24 protein-coding genes are annotated in these 19761 nt (G+C 69.8%); 10 read left to right on the top strand and 14 right to left on the bottom strand.

What is annotated here, in order from left to right; translation table 11 throughout:
* Window positions 1-5: 5 nt before the first annotated feature.
* The 3 genes from ACTIMO_RS09115 to sigE form a co-directional block, all read right to left on the bottom strand.
* Window positions 6-422, bottom strand: coding sequence for a Sec-independent protein translocase TatB (locus tag ACTIMO_RS09115; RefSeq protein WP_422390284.1), 417 nt, complete (start codon window positions 420-422; stop codon window positions 6-8).
* A 132-nt stretch (window positions 423-554) separates the two neighbouring features.
* On the bottom strand, window positions 555-1541 hold the full coding sequence (locus tag ACTIMO_RS09110; protein WP_448182195.1) for an anti-sigma factor family protein: 987 nt from the start codon (window positions 1539-1541) through the stop codon (window positions 555-557).
* Between the two features lie 5 nt (window positions 1542-1546).
* Complete coding sequence (sigE, locus tag ACTIMO_RS09105) at window positions 1547-2194, bottom strand: RNA polymerase sigma factor SigE (protein WP_055768584.1); 648 nt, start codon at window positions 2192-2194, stop codon at window positions 1547-1549.
* A 316-nt stretch (window positions 2195-2510) separates the two neighbouring features.
* Between sigE and ACTIMO_RS09100 the strand changes: the two genes are divergently transcribed.
* The gene (locus tag ACTIMO_RS09100) at window positions 2511-3149 is read left to right on the top strand and encodes an O-methyltransferase (RefSeq protein WP_055768582.1); all 639 of its coding nucleotides are present in this window, start codon (window positions 2511-2513) and stop codon (window positions 3147-3149) included.
* Between the two features lie 52 nt (window positions 3150-3201).
* On the opposite strand, the gene ACTIMO_RS09095 is transcribed toward ACTIMO_RS09100, so the two are convergent.
* From ACTIMO_RS09095 to ACTIMO_RS09075, 5 genes are all read right to left on the bottom strand, one after another.
* A complete protein-coding gene (locus ACTIMO_RS09095; RefSeq protein WP_082471292.1) occupies window positions 3202-3369 on the bottom strand; it encodes a DUF3117 domain-containing protein in 168 nt (55 codons plus the stop codon).
* A gap of 164 nt (window positions 3370-3533) precedes the next feature.
* Window positions 3534-4796, bottom strand: coding sequence for a hypothetical protein (locus ACTIMO_RS09090; protein WP_448182194.1), 1263 nt, complete (start codon window positions 4794-4796; stop codon window positions 3534-3536).
* Window positions 4793-5431, bottom strand: coding sequence for a DNA-3-methyladenine glycosylase I (locus tag ACTIMO_RS09085; protein WP_448182193.1), 639 nt, complete (start codon window positions 5429-5431; stop codon window positions 4793-4795). Before ACTIMO_RS09085 ends, ACTIMO_RS09090 begins: the two co-directional genes overlap by 4 nt.
* Complete coding sequence (locus tag ACTIMO_RS09080; RefSeq protein ID WP_448182192.1) at window positions 5428-5901, bottom strand: DivIVA domain-containing protein; 474 nt, start codon at window positions 5899-5901, stop codon at window positions 5428-5430. The genes ACTIMO_RS09085 and ACTIMO_RS09080 overlap by 4 nt, the downstream gene beginning before the upstream one ends.
* 35 nt (window positions 5902-5936) lie before the next feature.
* Window positions 5937-6800, bottom strand: coding sequence for an LOG family protein (locus ACTIMO_RS09075; RefSeq protein WP_422390290.1), 864 nt, complete (start codon window positions 6798-6800; stop codon window positions 5937-5939).
* A 117-nt stretch (window positions 6801-6917) separates the two neighbouring features.
* Between ACTIMO_RS09075 and ACTIMO_RS09070 the strand changes: the two genes are divergently transcribed.
* The 4 genes from ACTIMO_RS09070 (at window position 6918) to ACTIMO_RS09055 (ending at window position 10213) form a co-directional block, all read left to right on the top strand.
* A complete protein-coding gene (locus ACTIMO_RS09070) occupies window positions 6918-7694 on the top strand; it encodes an amino acid ABC transporter ATP-binding protein (RefSeq protein ID WP_055768573.1) in 777 nt (258 codons plus the stop codon).
* A 59-nt stretch (window positions 7695-7753) separates the two neighbouring features.
* The gene (locus ACTIMO_RS09065) at window positions 7754-8593 is read left to right on the top strand and encodes a glutamate ABC transporter substrate-binding protein (protein WP_448182191.1); all 840 of its coding nucleotides are present in this window, start codon (window positions 7754-7756) and stop codon (window positions 8591-8593) included.
* A gap of 76 nt (window positions 8594-8669) precedes the next feature.
* Window positions 8670-9347 carry an amino acid ABC transporter permease gene (locus ACTIMO_RS09060; protein WP_055768566.1) on the top strand — a complete coding sequence of 226 codons (678 nt, stop codon included), beginning with the start codon at window positions 8670-8672 and terminating at the stop codon, window positions 9345-9347.
* Window positions 9344-10213: an amino acid ABC transporter permease gene (locus ACTIMO_RS09055; RefSeq protein WP_055768564.1), complete on the top strand. Its 870-nt coding sequence runs from the start codon at window positions 9344-9346 to the stop codon at window positions 10211-10213. The genes ACTIMO_RS09060 and ACTIMO_RS09055 overlap by 4 nt, the downstream gene beginning before the upstream one ends.
* A gap of 124 nt (window positions 10214-10337) precedes the next feature.
* Here ACTIMO_RS09055 and dapE read toward each other — a convergent pair whose 3' ends face one another.
* Window positions 10338-11429, bottom strand: coding sequence for a succinyl-diaminopimelate desuccinylase (dapE, locus tag ACTIMO_RS09050; RefSeq protein WP_055768561.1), 1092 nt, complete (start codon window positions 11427-11429; stop codon window positions 10338-10340).
* A gap of 33 nt (window positions 11430-11462) precedes the next feature.
* On the opposite strand from dapE, the gene dapD reads away from it, so the two are divergent.
* A complete protein-coding gene (dapD, locus tag ACTIMO_RS09045) occupies window positions 11463-12464 on the top strand; it encodes a 2,3,4,5-tetrahydropyridine-2,6-dicarboxylate N-succinyltransferase (RefSeq protein ID WP_448182190.1) in 1002 nt (333 codons plus the stop codon).
* A 66-nt stretch (window positions 12465-12530) separates the two neighbouring features.
* On the top strand, window positions 12531-13346 hold the full coding sequence (locus ACTIMO_RS09040) for a hypothetical protein (RefSeq protein WP_448182264.1): 816 nt from the start codon (window positions 12531-12533) through the stop codon (window positions 13344-13346).
* 12 nt (window positions 13347-13358) lie between these two features.
* Here ACTIMO_RS09040 and ACTIMO_RS09035 read toward each other — a convergent pair whose 3' ends face one another.
* The gene (locus tag ACTIMO_RS09035; RefSeq protein WP_422390293.1) at window positions 13359-13973 is read right to left on the bottom strand and encodes a hypothetical protein; all 615 of its coding nucleotides are present in this window, start codon (window positions 13971-13973) and stop codon (window positions 13359-13361) included.
* A gap of 129 nt (window positions 13974-14102) precedes the next feature.
* Here ACTIMO_RS09035 and galE point away from each other — a divergent pair, with 129 nt between their 5' ends.
* Window positions 14103-15131: a UDP-glucose 4-epimerase GalE gene (gene galE / locus ACTIMO_RS09030; protein WP_422390294.1), complete on the top strand. Its 1029-nt coding sequence runs from the start codon at window positions 14103-14105 to the stop codon at window positions 15129-15131.
* Between the two features lie 74 nt (window positions 15132-15205).
* Here galE and ACTIMO_RS09025 read toward each other — a convergent pair whose 3' ends face one another.
* The 3 genes from ACTIMO_RS09025 to fdxA all read right to left on the bottom strand — a co-directional run bounded on the left by ACTIMO_RS09025 (window position 15206) and on the right by fdxA (window position 18158).
* A complete protein-coding gene (locus tag ACTIMO_RS09025; RefSeq protein WP_422390295.1) occupies window positions 15206-16489 on the bottom strand; it encodes a citrate synthase in 1284 nt (427 codons plus the stop codon).
* A gap of 166 nt (window positions 16490-16655) precedes the next feature.
* Window positions 16656-17807 carry a succinyldiaminopimelate transaminase gene (gene dapC, locus ACTIMO_RS09020; RefSeq protein WP_414826616.1) on the bottom strand — a complete coding sequence of 384 codons (1152 nt, stop codon included), beginning with the start codon at window positions 17805-17807 and terminating at the stop codon, window positions 16656-16658.
* A 3-nt stretch (window positions 17808-17810) separates the two neighbouring features.
* On the bottom strand, window positions 17811-18158 hold the full coding sequence (gene fdxA / locus ACTIMO_RS09015) for a ferredoxin (protein ID WP_055768541.1): 348 nt from the start codon (window positions 18156-18158) through the stop codon (window positions 17811-17813).
* 155 nt (window positions 18159-18313) lie between these two features.
* On the opposite strand from fdxA, the gene ACTIMO_RS09010 reads away from it, so the two are divergent.
* Complete coding sequence (locus ACTIMO_RS09010; protein ID WP_055768538.1) at window positions 18314-18541, top strand: putative acetyltransferase; 228 nt, start codon at window positions 18314-18316, stop codon at window positions 18539-18541.
* Between the two features lie 141 nt (window positions 18542-18682).
* Window positions 18683-19177: an ArsR/SmtB family transcription factor gene (locus ACTIMO_RS09005; RefSeq protein WP_055768535.1), complete on the top strand. Its 495-nt coding sequence runs from the start codon at window positions 18683-18685 to the stop codon at window positions 19175-19177.
* A gap of 18 nt (window positions 19178-19195) precedes the next feature.
* On the opposite strand, the gene ACTIMO_RS09000 is transcribed toward ACTIMO_RS09005, so the two are convergent.
* On the bottom strand, window positions 19196-19744 hold the full coding sequence (locus ACTIMO_RS09000; protein ID WP_422390296.1) for a hypothetical protein: 549 nt from the start codon (window positions 19742-19744) through the stop codon (window positions 19196-19198).
* Between the last annotated feature and the right edge of the window lie 17 nt (window positions 19745-19761).

Raw genomic sequence — 19761 nt, 5'->3', positions numbered from 1 at the left:
AGGGCTCAGGTCGCCTCGAGATCGTAGGGGGCGGCCTGTCCTGCTTCGAGACGCGGCCCGAGGGGAACCGTCACGGCAGGTCGGGCAGAAGCGAGTGCGGCGGCAGCGGGCGCGGCGGCGGCGACAGGCTTCGGGGCACCCTCGCTGACCGGCTTGAAGACGTCCTCGATGTCGTCGAGGAGGGCTTCCTTGATGATGCGCCGCGGGTCGTACTGGCGGGGATCGAGCTTGCGCCAGTCGACCTCGTCGAGCTCCGGTCCCACTTCCTCCCGGAGCTGCTCGCGTGCTCCGCTGGCCATCCGGCGGAGGCCCTTCACGAGCCGAGCGAGCTGGGCGGCGTACTCCGGAAGGCGCTCCGGGCCGAGCACCACGACGGCGATGATCGCCAGGACCACGAGTTCGAGGCCGTTGATTCCCAACACCTGAAAAGACTACCTTCCCGCCCGGAGGCCCATCACCGTCACGGGTGTCCCCGCGGTGGGACCCCGCCATGCATCGCCGAAGATTCACCGGACCGTCATGCCCGAGTCATCCGACCGGCCGGTGGACCGCGGCTAGTGGGAGCTTCCCCCGGGGTGCGTGATCATCGACAGTCCCCGGACGATCCGCTCCATCATCGATTCCTCCTGGCGGGGTGGAGTCACGGCCAGCTGGGCGTGCTCCGTGGTCACGAGCTGGCTCAGTGTCTGCGGCATGGCGGCGGCAGGCATCGAAGACACCACGGTGTACGTGACCGTCGGGGAATCCAGCACCACCTGCCACGGCTCGCCCGAGCGCACCCACAGGTCGCGGTCGGCTCCGCCGACGTGCTCGAAGCCGTCGGCCGTGACGACGCGCCCTGTCACGGCGCTGAAGGGTGCGGCCGCACCCCCGCCCTCGTCGCCGACCTTCCTCTGTTCGTAGACCGTGACGGTGGAGCCGTCGTTCTCGAGGGTGAGCTCGAGCGTGGGCCTGCCGTCCACCGTGATCCCTTCGGCGCTGCTGAGCGTGAAGCCGAGCGATTCGAGCTCCGGGCAGTACCACCCTCCGGCTCGGAGGGTGTCCAGCTGCTCGGCGTCGAGGGTCGTCGGGGTGCGCGGCGCCACCGACTCCCAGCCTGCACGGAGTGCCGTGGAGCCGTCGGCCGCCTCGATCGTGGTGGAGGCGGCCTCGGACCCGACGATATAGGCGCTGCCGAGGATCGCCCCGGCCACGACGACGGTCCCGCCGGCTGCGGCAACGGCGGTACGACGGCGCCGGTGGGGCTCGGTCCGCTCGTGATGGTCCCGGACGAACGCCGCACTCGATCCTGCCCGGTCCTCACGCCGCTGGAACCGCGGAGGAGCCTCGACCGCGGCGGTGGGAGCCAGCAGTCGTCGCTGGAACTCCGGGTCGGGTACGGGCCTGTGCAGGCCGAGCAGGGCACTCTTGAGGGCGCGGAGCCTGGACACGGTCGCAGCGCACGCGGAGCAGCGGGCGACGTGGCGCTCGACGCCGATCCGGCGCCGGTCCGGCAGTTCGCCGTCCACGAGGTCCTGCAGGAGGCGACGGGGGTGAAGCACCGTCCCTAGCCCAGACCGGCGATCCGCGGGACACCCAGGGCAGTGCCGCTTCCTCCGGTGGGTCGCGGATCGCGGTGGGCGAGCTTCTCGCGGAGCATCGTGCGGCCACGGTGGATGCGCGAGCGTACGGTGCCGAGCTTGACCCCCAGAACCTGTGCCACCTCGTCGTACGCCAGGCCTTCGAGGTCGCACAGGACGACGGCGGCCCGGAAATCCGGGGGGAGCTCCTCGAGCGCCGACTGCACGTCGATGTCGAGGTTGTTGAACTCGAAGCTGCGCTCGGGGCCGGGGTGCTTGCTGGGGAGGCGGCTCTCGGCCTCCTCCGTCAGGCCGTCGAACCGGATGCGGGTCTTGCGCCGCGCCTGGTCGAGGAAGAGATTGGTGGTGATGCGGTGCAGCCAGCCGTCGAGGGTGCCCGGCTTGAAGTTCGCGAGGGACCGGAAGACCCGCACGAAGACCTCCTGCGTGAGGTCCTCGGCGTCGAAGCGGTTCCCGGTCAGGCGGTAGGCCAGGCGGTAGACCTTCGGCGAGTAGTTGGTGACCACTTCTTCCCAGGACGGGGCCACCCACGGGTTGCCGTGCTCATCGAGGATGGGATCGTCCGCCACTGCGGACCCACCAGCGGGCTGTGCCGCCTTCACGCTGGACATCATCTACCCCTTTTCGCCGCGTATCCCGATCGGGCCACCACGCCGATGCCCATGCAGCAGGCGGTGGTATCAGGGATTCGGGACCGTGCTCATGCCGGATGTCCCGAGTTCGAAGTCTTTCGCACCAAGCTGGGAGGTAGCTGGCAGGCCGGCGCGTGTTGATTCCGGGTATCGGCTTCGCCGTCGGTTACTCTCCGGCTCACCGGCGAACGGTCCGGAACGGCCGCCCGCATGGAAGTGCGAGCAGCCCAGACAGTAGTGTTGGGGCGGGGCTCCGGCCTCCGACAGTCCCCCTTATCCCAGAACAGAACGGATGCCCATGGCCGCCGACAAACACAGCAGCTGGTCCTACACGGAAGGGCTTCCCGACGAGGACGACATCCTGCTCCGTGCCCGCGACAGGTCCCATGAGCTGGGCGTCTCTCCGGTGACACCTGCAGTCGGCGCTGCCCTGACCGTGCTGGCGGCTGCCTCGAAGGCGACGACGGCGGTCGAGGTCGGCGCGGGTGCCGGCGTCTCGGGGGTCTGCCTCCTGAGGGGGCTCGGACGGAGCGCCGTGCTGACCACGATCGATTCCGACGTCGATCATCTCCGGGCGGCTCGGGAGGCCTTCGCGGAAGCGGGCATACCCTCCAACCGGACCCGCACCATCTCGGGGCGCGCCGCGGACGTCCTGCCCCGGCTGACGGATCGCGCCTACGACCTCGTCTTCATCGACGCCGACAAGGCGGGACTCCCGGCGTACGTGGAGCAGGCGATCCGCCTGCTGAAGGACGGCGGCATCCTCATCGTCAACGATGCCCTCGACCAGGACCGCGTGGCGGAACCCGCCGTCCGAGAGCAGTCGACCAACACGCTGCGGCAGGTGGGCCGGATGGTCCGAGACGACGATTCCCTCGTCTCGGCACTCCTCCCGACCGGCACGGGACTCCTCCTCGCCGTCAAGCAGAAGGCCTGATCGCGAAGAGGGCCTGACCGCGAAGCGGGGGCGGCGGGTGGACGGAGCGGTGTCAGCCGGTGACGGTGAGCAGGCAGTCCTTGAGGTTGCCTGCCTCTTCCGCGTTGAGTTCCACGACCAGGCGTCCGCCGCCGTCGATGGGTACCCGCATGATGAGGCTGCGCCCCTCCTTGGTGACTTCCATCGGTCCATCGCCGGTACGCGGTTTCATGGCAGCCATAGGGGTGTCCCTTTCAACAGGGCGCAACCGCGGTCAGCGGTAGCGCGACAGTAAACGGTGCTCCGTCCCGTCGACCCGGTGAGAGGCCCGGCGGTGCACGTCATCCCCTTCATTATTCAGCACAAGCCCTGCTCCTGCTAATTCGGGTGCGGCGTGGATCACACTCAGGGTGGATAATCCCCGTTCGATCCCGTGGGAGTCCAGCCCCACAGCGAGTCGACCCAGAGGAACTGCAGGACCACCGAGAGCGGCAGGAGCACCCAGAGGATCCTGCCTCGCTGCAGTGACGCAGCGGCGAGGGCGAGGGGGAAGAGCGGCACCAGGATGCGCCAGGTGCTGGACTGCGGGTCCCAGAAGGCCGCGAGGTACAGCAGGTAGGCGGCGCACCACGCATTCAGGACCAGCCCGAGCGACCGGACGGGGCGCGCGGAGAACAGTCCGATCCCGCCGAGAAGGAGCGCCAGGACCACGAGGGACGCCGCTGCCGGCCCGATGAGGGCCGCCGGGTTCTCGAACCACGGGAGGAAGGGGGTGAGCGCCTCGCCACGCCACGCGGTCTCGGTGGCGACGTAGGCGTCGCGCCGACCCGTCGCGATCCAGGCGATGAGGGGCCAGGCCACGGCGGAGAGCGACGCGACGCCACCGAGCAGCAGCAGGGGCAGGATCCGGCCGGCCGATTCCCTTCGGAGCACCGGATCCGCCCCCGCGCGGCGCCAGGTCCACACCTCGTGGACGAACAGGACGCCGAGGGCCAGCGCGAACGGCACTCCCGCCGGACGGGACAGGCACATGAGGACGACGACGGGCATCGCCGCGTAGCACCGGTGCGTCGACACGAGATGCAGCGCGGAGGCGAGGAGCAGGAGGTGCAGGGATTCGGCGTAGGGGACCTGCAGGATCGGCGAGACCGGGGCGAGCGACACGACCGCGACACCCGCGAGCGCGGTGCGGTGACCGGCCCGCAGCCGGAACAGCCGATAGATCACGAGGGCCGCGCCCGCAGCGGCGAGCCACGCGACCAGCGGAGCGAGGACGCCCCAACCGAGGCCCGTGACGACGTCGAGGCTGCGGACGATACCCGGATACAGGGGGTAGAAGGCCCACTGGTTGTGCGTGACGATGCCGAAGAGGTCCGTGGGCAGGTCCGTCGGATAGCCCTCACGGAAGATGCGCTCGTACCACCCGCTGTCCCAGTAGTTGATGAAGGTGCCGTAGGCGGGCGCGGGCCCGGACCAGGGACTCGCCCCCTGGCGGGATGCAGCGAGGAGGAGGATCGCCGTGCTGACGAGGCGTCCCACGAGGAAGAGCACGAGTACCTGGACGGACCAGTGCGCGAGGAGCCGGGACACGACGGTCCGGCGCCCGCTCCGTGCGACGGGAGCGGGGCCGGCCGCCGTCGCCGTGTCGGTCCGTCCGCGGCTGATCACGGGCGGCGCGCCCCCGTGGCCGCGCTGCTCCCCGGCACGATCGCGGGGGCGGCGTCGGACAGTGCATCGCGCACCCAGCAGTCCTGGAGGTGGTCGTCGACGTAGCCCGTGGCCTGCAGCATGGCATAGGCCGTCGTCGGGCCGACGAACCGGAAGCCGAGACCGCGGAGCGTGCGGGCGAGGGAGGTACTCTCCGGCGTGATGGCCGGGACGTCCGCGAGGGTGGCCGGAGCGGCGACCTCCGCAGGGCGGTGGGCGGCGAGGACCGAGCCGAGCGTCGTCCCGGCGGGCAGGTCGAGGAGCGCGCGGGCGTTCGAGACGGTCGCCTCGATCTTCTGGCGGTTCCGGACGATGCCCGGGTCGGCGAGGAGCCTCTCGATGTCCGCCTGGCCGAAGGCGGACACGGTGCGGGGCTCGAACCCGGCGAACGCGGAGCGGAAGGCCTCGCGCTTCCGCAGGATGGTGATCCAGCTGAGGCCGGACTGGAACGCCTCGAGGCTCAGCCGTTCGAAGAGTGCCGTCTCGCCCGTGACCGGCCGCCCCCACTCGAGGTCGTGGTACCGCTCGTACTCCGCACTGGACACGGCCCAGCCGCAGCGCAGGCGACCGTCCGACCCCGGGACAGCCCCGCTCACCGGCGTCCGTCCCGTCCCGCGAGCTCGGCCCGCAGGGCCCTGATCGTGGCGTCCCTGGCCTCGAGCGCGCTCGAGAGTCGATCGAGGACCTCGTCCACCTGGTCCATCCGGTACCCGCGCAGGCCCAGGCCGAACCGCACGGCATCGACGTCGGTCCCCGACGGATCATCGGGCAGCAGGACGGGCGGGAGGCTCGCCACCGGCTCGACCAGCCCGAGTCCGTCTCCCCGTGCCAGAGGGTCCTCGTCGCTGCCCGGTGTCAGGAGCCGGCTGTCGTCGTCACCCGTCGGGGTGCCCGCCGGGTCCCGCCCGGCCGCGTCGTCGGGCCCGTCCGCGGCACGGCGGAGGACGGACGGCTTCGCCCGCCGGGCGCCCCGGGGCCGCAGGACCGCCGGCACCTCCCGACCGGACGCGAGGAGCGCCGTGGCACCCACCAGCACGATGGCGAGGATCACCAGGAAGATAGTCACACGGCAATGGTGCCAGAGGCGCGCCCGCGTGAAGCTCAGGAAGTGCCGGAACGGCCGGCGGACGCCGCGACGATCCGGACGGCCTCCTCCGCCGTGTCCACGAGGTGGAGAAGGGACAGATCCTTCTCCGAGATGGTCCCCTCCGTGAGCAGGGTGCCCCTGATCCAGTCGAGCAGCGGCCGCCAGTAGTCGACGCCGATCAGGACGATCGGGAACGACGTCACCTTGCCCGTCTGGACCAGCGTCATGGCCTCGAACAGCTCGTCGAGCGTCCCGAAGCCGCCGGGCAGGACGACGAAGCCGCTGGCGTACTTGACGAACATCGTCTTGCGGGCGAAGAAGTACCGGAAGTTGATGCCGAGGTCCACCCACTCGTTCATGCCCTGCTCGAAGGGCAGCTCGATGCCGAGCCCCACGGAGACTCCCCCGGCCTCGCACGCACCCTTGTTCGCCGCTTCCATGGCACCCGGTCCGCCGCCGGTGATGACCGCGTAGCCGGCCTCGACCAGACGCCGGCCCACCTCCTCCCCGATACCGTAGAAGGGGGAGTCGCGGGCCGTCCGGGCGGAGCCGAAGACGCTGATGGCCGGGCCGAGGTCGGCCAGGGTGCCGAACCCCTCGACGAATTCGCTCTGGATCCGCAGGACCCGCCACGGATCCGTGCGTGTGAAGGCACCGGAATCCGGCGCGTCGAGCAGGGTGTTGTCGGACTGCGGCCCGGTCGCCTGTCCGCGCCGCAGTTCCACCGATCCCCGACGACGCGTGGCCTGTGACGGCCCGGGGGGACGTGCCTCACCGGACGCGCGCGACGGCGCCGCGACGGACGGATCCGCGACGTCGTCGTCCGCTGCCGGGAGCCACGCGTCACCGGATGCCGAAGGGTGCTGGGAAGGAGACATTTCCCTAGGCTAACCAACGAGCGGCACACGCTGCGGATTTGGTTGCTCTTGAATCACAATCGGCGCCGCCGGGCTGCTCCGTCTTGCTGAGGAGGAATAGTTCGCTACATTTCTCCCATGACAAGTGAAGCGCAACCGTCTACGCCTGCGTCCTCGACACGTCCCCTCGTCTCCCTCCGCAAGGTCAACAAGCATTTCGGCGACCTGCACGTGCTCCGCGACATCGACCTGGACGTCGCGCGCGGCGAGGTCGTCGTGGTGATCGGTCCCTCGGGCTCCGGCAAGTCGACGCTGTGCCGGGCCATCAACCGCCTCGAGACCATCGACGACGGGGAGATCACCATCGACGGCAAGGTGCTCCCGGCGGAGGGCAAGGAACTCGCGAAACTGCGCGCCGACGTCGGCATGGTGTTCCAGTCCTTCAACCTGTTCGCGCACAAGTCGATCCTCGAGAACGTCACCCTCGGCCCCGTCAAGGTCAAGGGCATGAAGCCCGGTCCCGCAAAGGATCTCGCCATGTCCCTGCTCAAGCGCGTCGGCGTCGACAACCAGGCCCAGAAACTTCCCGCGCAACTGTCCGGCGGCCAGCAGCAGCGCGTGGCCATCGCCCGCGCCCTCGCCATGCAGCCCAAGGTGATGCTGTTCGACGAGCCGACCTCCGCCCTCGACCCGGAGATGATCAACGAGGTCCTCGACGCGATGGTCGCCCTCGCCAAGGAGGGCATGACGATGATCGTCGTCACGCACGAGATGGGCTTCGCCCGACGTGCCGCCGACCGCGTGATCTTCATGGCCGACGGACAGATCATGGAGCAGGCGACCCCGGAGGAGTTCTTCACCAACCCCCGGAGCGACCGCGCCAAGGACTTCCTGGGCAAGATCCTCTCCCACTGATCCCCCTACATCACCACTCGCACCCAAGGCCTTCCGGGGCCGCAACACAAGGAGCACCCATGCAGAAGACCCGATACGCAGCAGCCGCGGTGGCCGCGGTGGCCGCACTGACACTGTCCGCCTGTGGTGGCGGAGACAGCGCCGAGAGCGAGGGCGGCGAGTCCGGCGGCGAGATGGTCCGCATCGGCATCAAGTTCGACCAGCCGGGCCTCGGCTACGACGAGGGCGGCACCTACTCCGGCTTCGACGTCGACGTCGCGACGTACGTGGCGAACGAACTCGGCTTCGGCGAGGACCAGATCGAGTTCGTCGAGGCGCCGTCGGCCAACCGCGAGAACCTGCTCTCGAACAACCAGGTCGACATGATCTTCGCGACCTACTCCATCACGGACACCCGCAAGGAGACCGTCGACTTCGGCGGACCGTACTTCGTGGCCGGCCAGGACCTGCTCGTCCCGACCGACAGCGACATCACCGGGCCCGAGGACCTCGAGGGCAAGAACCTCTGCTCGGTCACCGGCTCCACGTCGGCGCAGAAGATCAAGGACCAGTACCCCGGTGTCCAGCTCGTCGAGCAGCCCGGCTACGCCGAGTGCGTCACGGCGATGGGTGGCGGCCAGATCGATGCGGTCACCACCGACGACATCATCCTCGCCGGCCTCGCCGCGCAGGAGGCCAACGCCGGCAAGTTCAAGGTCGTCGGCAACACGTTCTCGGAGGAGAACTACGGCGTCGGCCTGCCGAAGGGCAGCACCGAGCGCTGCGAGGAGGTCAATGCGGCCATCACGAAGATGATCGAGGACGGCGCGTGGGAGGAAGCGATCACGAGCAACACCGAAGGTGCCGACTACGAGTTCAACGCGGATCTCAACCCGCCCACCCCGGCGCCCTGCGCCTAGCATCACTCCCATGGGTGGGGTGGTCCGCACGGACCGCCCCACCCGTGCCATGTTCCCACCAGGAAAGAGGTGAACCGTGGAGAACTACCTGTCGCTGTTCGAGACCTATGACGTACCCGCCGCGTTCTGGGTCAACATCCAGCTGTCGTTCTGGGCGGCCATCTTCGCGCTCGTCATCGGTACGGTGCTGGCCCTGTTCCGCATCTCCCCGATCCCGAGCCTCCAGTGGTTCGGGGCGGCGTACGTCAACATCTTCCGCAACACGCCGCTGACCATCATCCTCGCGTTCGGTTTCCTCGGCCTGTTCTCCGTCATGCAGATCAGCCTGGCGAGCGACCTGAACGCGAGCCTGTTCCGGATCGCCATCCTGGGCCTCGCGCTCTACCACGCGGCCTTCGTGTGCGAGGCGATCCGCAGCGGCGTCAACACCGTCCCGCTCGGCCAGGCGGAAGCCGCCCGGGCCATCGGCCTGAGCTTCCTGCCCGCCGCGCGCCTGATCATCCTGCCGCAGGCGTTCCGTGGGGCCATCGCCCCGCTCGGGAACGTGCTGATCGCGCTCATCAAGAATTCGACGGTCGCCGCCGCGGGGTCCGTCGCCACGGAGTCCTCCGGACTCATGAAGACCATGATCGAGTTCCGTTCGGACCTGGTCATCCCCATCTTCCTCACGTTCGCCCTCGGGTTCGTGATCCTGGTGATTCCCATCGGGCTCCTCACCACGTGGGCCTCACGCAGACTGGCGGTGGCACGATGAGCGCGCAGCAGGTCCTCTTCGACGCGCCGGGTCCGCGCGCGCGGCGTGTCATCCTCATCGGCAACATCGTGGGTGTCCTCGTCGCCGTCGCCGTCCTCGCCTGGATCCTGTCGGCACTGGCCGGCAAGGGCCAGCTCGCCGCGAGCATGTGGACACCGTTCCTGGAGTCCCGCACCTGGGAGTTCTTCATCCTCCCCGGTCTCGTGAACACCCTGAAGGCCGCAGGGATCTCGATCGTCACGGCCGTCCTGTTCGGCCTGATCTTCGGCGTGGGACGCCTGTCCCACTCCGCACCGATCCGCGCGGTCGCCGGTTCCGTCGTCGAGGTGCTGCGGGCCGTACCCGTCCTGCTGATGATGATCTTCTTCTGGCTCGCCCTCGGCAGCTCGGGCGCCGTGAAGCCGCAGGACGCGCCCCTGATCGCCGTCGTCGTCGCGCTCACGCTCTACAACGGCTCCGTGATCGCCGAACTCGTCCGCTCCGGCGTCCACGGCCTGCCCCGGGGCCAGCGCGAGGCGGGTATGGCGATCGGCCTGACCCGCAACCAGTCGCTGCGGAACATCGAGGTGCCGCAGGCACTCATCGCGATGCTGCCGGCGCTCGTCAGCCAGTTCGTGGTGATCCTGAAGGACTCGGCGCTCGGCTTCATCATCACCTACCCCGAGCTGCTGCAGTTCACCCGTCGGCTCGGCGTCGGAGAGGGCAATGTCATCCCCTCGCTGCTCGTCGCGGCAGCGATCTTCATCCTCATCAACTTCGCGCTGTCGACCCTCGCGACCCGGCTGTCGGTCCTCCTGAGCTTCAGGACGAAGGGCCGCAAGCCCGTGGCGCCCGGACCCCTCGTGCCGGAGGCGGCCGCCACCTGACACACACCACGCTGCGGCGACCGGCCTGTCCGGCCGGGCACGCGGCACGGACGAGGAAGGGCCCGGTTCAGGAGAACCGGGCCCTTCCTCGTCGGTGCTGTCGACGGTGCTGTCGACGGTGCTGTCAGGAGAGCCAGGTGGTGAGCGCTCGGAGGCACGCACGGACGGCGTCGGCGTGCACGTGCTCGTCGTCGGTGTGCGCGAGGAGCGCGTCACCCGGCCCGAAGTTCACCGCAGGCACGCCGAGGGCACTGAACCGTGCAACGTCCGTCCAGCCGTACTTGGGTTTCGGCTCCGCCCCCACGGCGGCGACGAAGGCTGCGGCGGCGGGATGCTGCAGTCCCGGACGCGCCCCGGCAGCGGCGTCGGTGCGCTCCACCTCGAACCCCTCGAGCAGCGCCCGCACGTACTCCTCGGCCTGCTCCGGGCTCTTGTCGGGGGCGAACCGGTAGTTCACCTCGATCACCGCGCTGTCCGGGATGACGTTGCCGGCGGTCCCGCCGACGATCTTCACGGCGTTGAGGCTCTCGCGGTAGTCCAGGCCGTCGACGTGCACGGTCGCCGGCTCGTGGTCGCGCAGGCGCACGAGGATCTCCGCCGCGCCGTGGATGGCGTTGACGCCCATCCAGGCACGGGCCGAGTGCGAGGCGCGGCCCGCGACGCGCACGTCGAAGCGGGCGGTGCCGTTGCAGCCGCCCTCGACCGTCCCGTCCGTAGGTTCCAGCAGCACGGCGAAATCCGCGACGAGCCAGTCCGGGAAGGAGGCCGCGACGCGGCCGAGCCCGCTCAGGGACGCCTCGACCTCCTCGTGGTCGTAGAAGACGAACGTGATGTCGCGCGTCGGATCCGTCAGGGCGGCCGCGAGTGCCAGCTGCACCGCGACCCCGCCCTTCATGTCCGTGGCGCCGCGCCCGTAGAGGACGTCCCCGTCCCAGGTCGAGGGGACCGTACCCCGGGATCCACCCGCCGTGGGCAGCGGGACGGTATCGATGTGCCCGGCCAGGATCACGCGTTCGGCGCGCCCGAGGGTGGTGCGGGCCATCACGCAGTCGCCGTCGCGCACCACCTCGAGGTGCGTGAGGGGCCGCAGGACCTGCTCGATGGCGTCGGCGATCCCGCGCTCGCCCCCCGAGACGCTCTCGAGATCGATCAGGCGTGCGGTCAGGTGCGCCACGTCGGCGGTCGGATCGAGCGCCGGGGAGGGTGTCTGAATCATGCTCAAACACTATCGCTCGGTAGACTGCTGCCCATGACGACTCCCCTGCCGAACCCACCCCTGCCCGGCGACTCCCGGCGGCCGGCCGGTGGTCTGGGCCTCGCCACGGTCACCACGGACGGCGTGGTCCTCGACACCTGGTTCCCCGCACCCTGGCTGGGAGAGGCGCCCTCGGACGGAACCATCGGCGGAGCGGCAGGCGCGACCGGGTCCGGTCTCCGCGACACCCTCGAGGCACTGGCAAGGGCAGGCGTCGACACAGCCCGGGGAGTCTCCCAGCGCGTCGTCGAGATCACCATCGAGCTGGACGACGCACCGGCCGGCACCGAGGACGCCTACCTGCGGCTGCATCTTCTCTCGCACCGGCTGGTCCAGCCCAACACCGTGAACCTCAACGGTGTCTTCGGTCTCCTCGCCAATGTCGTCTGGACGAACCACGGCCCCGCCGCCGCCGAGGGCTTCGAGACGGTGCGGGCCGCCCTGCGCGCCCGTGGACCCGTCGCCGTGTACGGGGTGGATAAGTTCCCCCGCATGGTGGACTACGTGGTGCCGGCCGGTGTGCGGATCGCCGACGCGGACCGCGTGCGCCTCGGCGCGCACCTCGCGGAGGGCACCACGGTCATGCACGAGGGGTTCGTGAACTTCAACGCCGGGACCCTCGGCCACTCCATGGTCGAGGGCCGGATCTCGGCCGGCGTCGTCGTCGGTGACGGTTCGGACATCGGCGGGGGTGCCTCGATCATGGGCACCCTCTCGGGCGGTGGCACGGAACGCATCACCATCGGCGAGCGCTGCCTGCTCGGCGCCGAGGCCGGAGTCGGCATCTCGCTCGGCGACGACTGCGTGGTCGAGGCCGGACTCTACCTGACGGCCGGCACCAAGGTCACGCTGCAGGACGGGAGCGTCGTGAAGGCGAAGAACCTCTCCGGCGAGCCCGGCATCCTGTTCCGTCGCAATTCCACGACCGGAGCCGTGGAGGCGCAGCCGCGGACGGGTGAGGGCATCGCGCTCAACCCGGCACTGCATGCCAACTGACCCGTGACCCCCCGATCTCCGTCCGCAGCCGTCAGGCGGCGTCGACGGCGCGTCCGGACGGCGGCGATGCTCACCGTGCTCGGTGTCGTCGTCGTGGGCGGCGCCGGGCTGGCGGTGACCCAGCTGGACCGGAGTGAGGTCCTGGTCCGTGAGCGGTGCAACGCCACGGTGGGCGCCGACACCTTCGAGCTCACTCCGACGCAGGCCGGGAATGCCGCCCTCATCTCGGGGATCGCGGTGCAGCGCGGGCTGCCCGCCCGCGCTGCGTCGATCGCGATCGCGACCGCCATCCAGGAGTCGCGCCTGGAGAACATCGACTACGGCGACGACGCCGGGCCGGATTCCCGGGGGCTGTTCCAGCAGCGTCCGTCCCAGGGGTGGGGTACCGAGGAGCAGATCATGAGGCCCGCCTACGCCACCGGCGCGTTCTACGACGCACTCGTGCAGGTCCCGGGATACGAGGACCTGCCCATCACCGAGGCGGCGCAGACCGTGCAGCGCTCGGCCTTCCCGGAAGCCTACGCCGACCACGAGCCCGAGGGCCGCGCGTTCGCCTCGGCCCTGACGGGCAACTCACCCGCCGCACTGGACTGCACGCTCCGCTACCCGACGACGACGGGCGATGTCCTCGCGGTCTCCGCCGCCGCTGACGAGGCCTTCGGGCCGCTGGGCGGCACCGCCGACGGCACCCTCCTGAGGCTGGACGTCTCGGGCGACCTCGGGTGGGCGGCCGCACAGTGGGCCGTCGCGAATGCCTCGACCCTCCACATCACCTCGGTCTCCCACTCGGGCCTGGAGTGGGACCGGGCCGAGGGCGGCTGGAGCACGGTCGGAACGGAGTCGGGGATCGTGACCATCACCGTCGCGGGCGCCACTCCCTGAGCCACGGGCAGGTCAGGCCAGCATCCTGATCACGGGCTCCACGTAACTGCGGAAGGACTGTTCGTCGTCGAACAGTTCCTGGCACATGAGGAGCTTGTCCGGTTCCACCCACCAGGCGCGGCGCACCCCCAGGGGCAGCTCGATCACCTGGAGCGTGAACCGCCGCGCCGCCCGTCCCAGTTCGAGTTCGCGCTCCTGGATCATGCGGGACAGCAGGTATTCGATGCTCTCGGCCCCGCGTGAGCCGGCGTGCAGGGCGTACTCCGCGCACCGCTCCTCGGCCCAGTCGGTCGCCGCCCCGACACGGGCCCGCAGGAGGGCCTTCAGCGCCTCCATGCCGTCGAGCGCCTCGAAGCGCGGCGGGACCGGGAGGACGGCGTCACTGATGCGGTGCGACAGGAGGCTGTGCCACCACGCCTCCCACTCGACGCGCAGTGTGGCCGACCCCCCGAAGGGTTCCACCAGGCGCCGGAGGTCCACCGGGCGGACCGCAGGAGTGACCGGCGGCAGCGCCGGCCTCCCGAGCCCCCGGAAGTCCGCGCAGTCCCTCAGGTAGAGCGCCACGAGCAGCACCTCCGAGGTGTCCACGGTGAAGTACGTGCTGTAGCCGGGGTCGGGGTACGACATGGGCCTCCTTCGGACCGGTCATGCTGGTCCTACAGTAGCCTCCGGATCCACGACGCTCCAGAGGTGCAGGGACCGCCGGGGACGCCGTCATCCCGCGGGCCCGAGTGAGCGCCCGCCTAGGATGGGAGCATGAAGATCCTCGTTACCGGTGGCAGTGGCTACATCGGCTCGCACACCGTCCTGACCCTGCTCGAGAACGGCCACGACGTCGTCGTCGTCGACAACCTGCTGAACTCCACCGAGACCTCCCTGCAGCGAGTCGCCACCCTCGCCGGCCGTTCCCCGGTGTTCCACCACGCCGACCTCCTCGACGAGGCCCGGCTCCGCGCGATCTTCGCGGAGGAGCAGGTCGACGCCGTGATCCACTTCGCGGGACTGAAGGCGGTCGGCGAGTCGGTGGAGAAGCCGCTGTACTACTACCACAACAACGTGGGCGGGACGCTGAACCTCCTGCGCGTCATGGACGACGCCGGAGTGCGCACGCTCGTGTTCAGCTCCTCCGCCACGGTCTACGGGGCGTCCGAGGAAGTACCGCTCACGGAGAAGCTCCCGCTCGACGCCGTCAACCCCTACGGACGCACCAAGGAGCAGATCGAGGACATCCTCAGCGACCTCGGGGCGGCGGATGCCCGCTGGAACATCGCCCTGCTGCGCTACTTCAACCCGGTGGGCGCGCACTCCTCCGGCACGATCGGCGAGGACCCCACCGGCATCCCGAACAATCTCCTCCCGTTCGTGGCGCAGGTGGCCGTGGGGCGCCGCGAGAAGGTCCTGGTGTTCGGCAACGACTACCCGACGCCGGACGGCACGGGGGTCCGCGACTACATCCACGTCGTCGACCTCGCCGCCGGCCACCTCGCCGCGCTGGACTACCTCGTGGCCCACGGCGGCGTGCACACCTGGAACCTCGGCACCGGCAACGGGTCCTCGGTCCTCGAGGTCCTCGCCGCCTTCTCGGCAGCCGTGGGCCGCGAGATCCCGTACGAGTTCGCCCCCCGCCGCCCCGGGGACGCCGCCGTCAGCTACGCGGACCCCTCCTCGGCCCTCGCCGACCTCGGCTGGTCCGCCGCCCGCACGCTCGCCGAGATGTGCGAGGACCACTGGCGCTGGCAGCGGAACAACCCGCAAGGCTACGCGACCACGCACCAGAACGCCTGACGCCCCGGTACCACGACGACGGCCGCCCACCTCGCGAGGTGGGCGGCCGTCGTCGTACGGTCCGTACTGCGGTGCTAGTTGGCCGGGTAGTGGCGCTCGCCCTCACCCGTGTAGAGCTGGCGCGGACGGCCGATCTTTGTCTGCGGATCCTGCATCATCTCGCGCCACTGGGCGATCCACCCGGGCAGGCGGCCGATGGCGAACAGGACGGTGAACATCTTCTCCGGGAATCCCATGGCCTTGTAGATGAGGCCCGTGTAGAAGTCCACGTTCGGGTACAGCTTGCGCTCGATGAAGTAGTCGTCCGCCAGCGCCTTCTCCTCGAGCCTCATCGCGATGTCCAGCAGCTCGTCGTTCCCGCCGAGCTTGCTGAGGATGTCGTGCGCCGTGGCCTTGACGATCTTCGCGCGCGGATCGTAGTTCTTGTAGACGCGGTGCCCGAAGCCCATGAGCTTCACGCCGTCTTCCTTGTTCTTGACCTTCTCCATGAAGTCCTCGGGCTGCATGCCCTTGGCCTGGATGTCGCGCAGCATGTTGAGCACGGCCTCGTTGGCCCCGCCGTGCAGCGGGCCGAACAGGGCGTTGATCCCCGCAGAGACGGACGCGAACATGTTCGCGTTGGAGCTTCCGACGAGGCGGACGGTCGACGTCGAGCAGTTCTGCTCGTGGTCGGCGTGCAGGATGAGCAGCAGGTCCAGTGCCTTGACCATCATCGGATCGAGATCGTACGGCTCGGCGGGCAGGCCGAAGGAGAGCCGCAGGAAGTTCTCGACGAGGTTCATCGAGTTGTCCGGGTACAGCATCGGCTGTCCGATGGACTTCTTGTGGGCGTAGGCGGCGATGACGGGCAGCTTCGCCATCAGGCGGAACGTCGAGAGCTCCACCTGTTCGTCGTCGAACGGATCGAGGGAGTCCTGGTAGAACGTGGACAGCGCCGAGACGGCGGAGGACAGCACGGGCATCGGGTGCGCGTCGCGGGGAAAGCCGCCGAAGAAGCCCTTGAGCTCCTCGTGCAGCAGCGTGTGGCGGCGGATCCGGCCGTCGAACGCGCCGAGTTCCTCGGGCGTGGGCAGGTTGCCGTAGATGAGGAGGTAGGACACCTCGAGGAAGCTGGAGTTCTTCGCGAGCTCCTCGATCGGGTAGCCGCGGTACCGCAGGATCCCTGCGTCGCCGTCGATGTACGTGATCGCGGAGCTGGTGGCCGCGGTGTTCATGAAACCGGGGTCGAAGGTGACCTGGCCGGTCTGCTTGAGCAGCTTCGACACGTCGTAGCCGTTGTTGCCCTCGACAGCGGGCACCAGCGGCAGGCTGAGCTCTCCTCCGTCGTAGTGCAGGGAGGCAGCTTTCTGCTCTGTCATTGATTCTCCTTCAGGAGCTGGAGCGGGGGTGTCGCCACGATCATCGCTGCGCAGGAGGACACGCGTCGTTCCGGCGATCGCATATTCAGCTGAAACGCTACCGTCCGGCAGCCCTCCACCACTAATCCTGCTGGCCTTCGTTGTGGAACAGCAACGGCACGCGTCCTCAGCGGAGAGTGTCCGCCAGCCGGGCGGCGGCCGCATCGACCCGCTCGTCTGTGCCCGTCAGGGCGACCCTGACGAAGCCGTTCCCCGCGTCCCCGTAGAACACGCCGGGACCCGCGAGGATCCCGAGCCCGGCCAGCATGCCGATGGTGTCCCAGGTCCCCTGCCCGTTGGTCACCCAGAGATACAGGCCCGCCACCGAACCCGAGACGGTGAAGCCCGCGCGCTCCAGGGCGGGGACGAGCACCCCCCGACGACGGCGGTAGAGGTCCTTCTGCGCGGCGACGTGGGCATCGTCCGCCAGGGCTGTGCGCATGGCCTCCTGCACCGGATACGGCACGATCATGCCGGCGTGCTTGCGCGAGTTGACGAGGTTGGCGACGATCGCCGGGTCGCCGGCCGTGAAGGCGGCCCGATACCCGGCGACATTCGACTGCTTGCTCAGCGAGTACACCGCGAGGAGGTTCGCGTGCGAGCCGCCGGAGACCCGCGGGTCGAGCACGCTCGGGACCGGTTCCCCGCCGTCGGCGGGATCCCACGCACCCCAGCCCAGTTCGCCGTAGCACTCGTCCGAGGCGACGACGGCACCGAGCGCGCGAGCGTCGTCGACGACCGTCTTCAGCGCTGGGACGTCCAGCACCTCTCCGGTCGGATTGCCGGGCGAGTTGATCCACACGAGCCGGACGCGTGCGCGGACGTCGTCGGGGAGCTCGTCGAGGGAGTCGGCCGCGACCGGGGTGGCGCCGGCGAGGTGGGCCCCGACGTCGTACGTGGGATAGGCGACCGTGGGACGCACCACGACGTCACCGGCCCGCAGGCCCAGCAGCAGGGGCAGCCACGCCACGAGCTCCTTGGAACCGACAGTTGGCAGGATGTCCTGCGGATCGAGGTCGGTCACTCCCCTGCGGCGCGCGAACCAGTCGCTGATGGCCTCACGGAGTGCCTGCGTCCCGTGGGTCGTCGGGTAGCCGTGAGCGTCCGCCGCCGAGGCCAGGGCGTCCTGGATGAGGCCGGGCGTGGGATCCACGGGGGTGCCGATCGACAGGTCGACGATGCCGTCGGGGTGCCGTGCGGCGATCTCCCGGTAGGGCGCCATGGCGTCCCACGGGTAGTCCGGCAGCTGTAGGCCGAACGGTCTCGGCTCCCCGGCCACCACCTAGGCGGGCTGGTTCTGGGGCGGGAGCGCCGCGATGATCGGGTGGTCGAACCCGGCGTTGCCGACCTTCGCCGCTCCGCCGGGCGACCCGAGCGCCGCACCGGCCGGAGCGGGCACGTCGAAGAACTCGACATTGGCCTTGTAGTACTCGGCCCACTGCTCGGGGGTGTCGTCCTCGTAGTAGATGGCCTCCACCGGGCACACGGGTTCACACGCACCGCAGTCCACGCACTCGTCGGGGTGGATGTAGAGCGACCGCTCGCCCTCATAAATGCAGTCGACAGGGCATTCCTCGATACAGGCCTTGTCCTTGACATCCACGCATGGCTGCGCGATTACGTAGGTCACTTCCCACGCCTTTCCTGGTGACTGGGGTCGGCTGACGCACCCTGGGGTACGGCTTCCAGCTTAACGCAAGGCCCCGCCCCGCCCGGACCGGATCCACGGAGATCGCTGGTCCACCCGCCGGCACGTCGGAGGTGCAGTGCGCCTACGCTTGACGCGTGCAGAACCCCGCCGACCTCCTCGCCTCGCTCCCCCTCAGCACGAGGGTGGTGGTGCGCCGCCGCGACGGGGACGGGTTCTCGGACTCCCTCGGGGACCTGGTGGCGCTCGATCCCGGCTCGTGCACGGTGCGGACGCGGCGGGGGGACGTCGTCGTCCCGCTCGCCGACATCACCGCCGCGCGGGCCGTGCCACCTCCGCCCCCTCGGCGGGCGCCGAGGCGCTGACCACGCGCCGACCGGATGCTGGTGGGGTGTTGGTGGGGTGCTGGTCGGGCGCTGGCCGGAGGCGGTGTGGCGGCACGTCATCACCCGTCACAGTGATTGGGACCTATCAATCAATGACCCGGGTGCCCGTACAATCGGGGGATGACTGTCGACGAGGATCTCCAGGCCCGAGGGCGGGCACTCAGCTCACCGGTCAGGATCCGCATCCTGCGCCTGTGCCTCCACAAGGCGAGGACCAACAAGGAGATCGCAGAGATCCTGGAGCTGAATCCGGCAACGGCCCTCCATCATGTCCGGACCCTGCTGTCCACGGGCTTCCTCGCCGCGGACGACGCCAGAACGGGCAACCGCGGTGCGAAGGAGATCCCCTACCGCGCCACCGGCCTCTCCTGGAACAGCCGCATCCCCAATGCCGCGCCCGTCCTCGTCGAGACGTTCCTGCAGGAGATCGAGGGCCTGCAGCCCGCCGACATCGACGTCTGGCGGATGGGCATCAAGCTCAACGACTCCCACCGCGCCGAGATGATGGGACGCATCCGCGAGGTCTTCGAGGACTATGCGCGGCGCGAACCGGACCCCGACGGCACAGCCACGTCGATCATGCTCGCGCACCATCTGGACCGCACCGCGGACTGAGGATCGGACACCGTCCCGTCAGGTCCTCCGGCGCGCGGACCCGACCGGCCTCAGCACGATGCTCCCCACCACGACGGCGCCGAGCGTCACGACCAGCACACCGAAGAGCCACAGGTTGCCGGCCAGTGCCGTCCCAGGGGCCGACTCCGAGGCGCCGGTGAGAATCAGGGTCTTCGGGGACGTCGAGATCAGGGCCACGACGCCGTAGGCCACGGCCCCCGCGACGGCCGTCTGGATCACGGTGCGTGCCCACAGTCCGCTGAGCAGGAAGAGGCTCGCGGCGAGGACCAGGGCCCCGAGCGCGCCGATCGGGATCGCGGCGGAGCCGACGTACAGGAGCTGCCCGTGCAGCAGGGTACCGAAGACCGCCGCCACGACTCCCGCAGCCACACTCCCGAGGATCGACGGGATACGGCCGGGAGGAGCGCCGCTCGCGGCGTCGGACGCCTCCCGGGACGGTCCCGCGGGCGCGACGCCCGCGGTCGACCGACCGGGACCATCCCCGAACGGGAACGACGAACGCCGGCCCTCCCCTGCTGGGGAGGTGCCGGCGTCGTCAGGGACCATGGTGCGCGGGGACAGCC

Source organism: Arthrobacter sp. CP30 (genome assembly GCF_053470025.1).
This window is presented reverse-complemented; position numbering and strand designations above follow the sequence as displayed.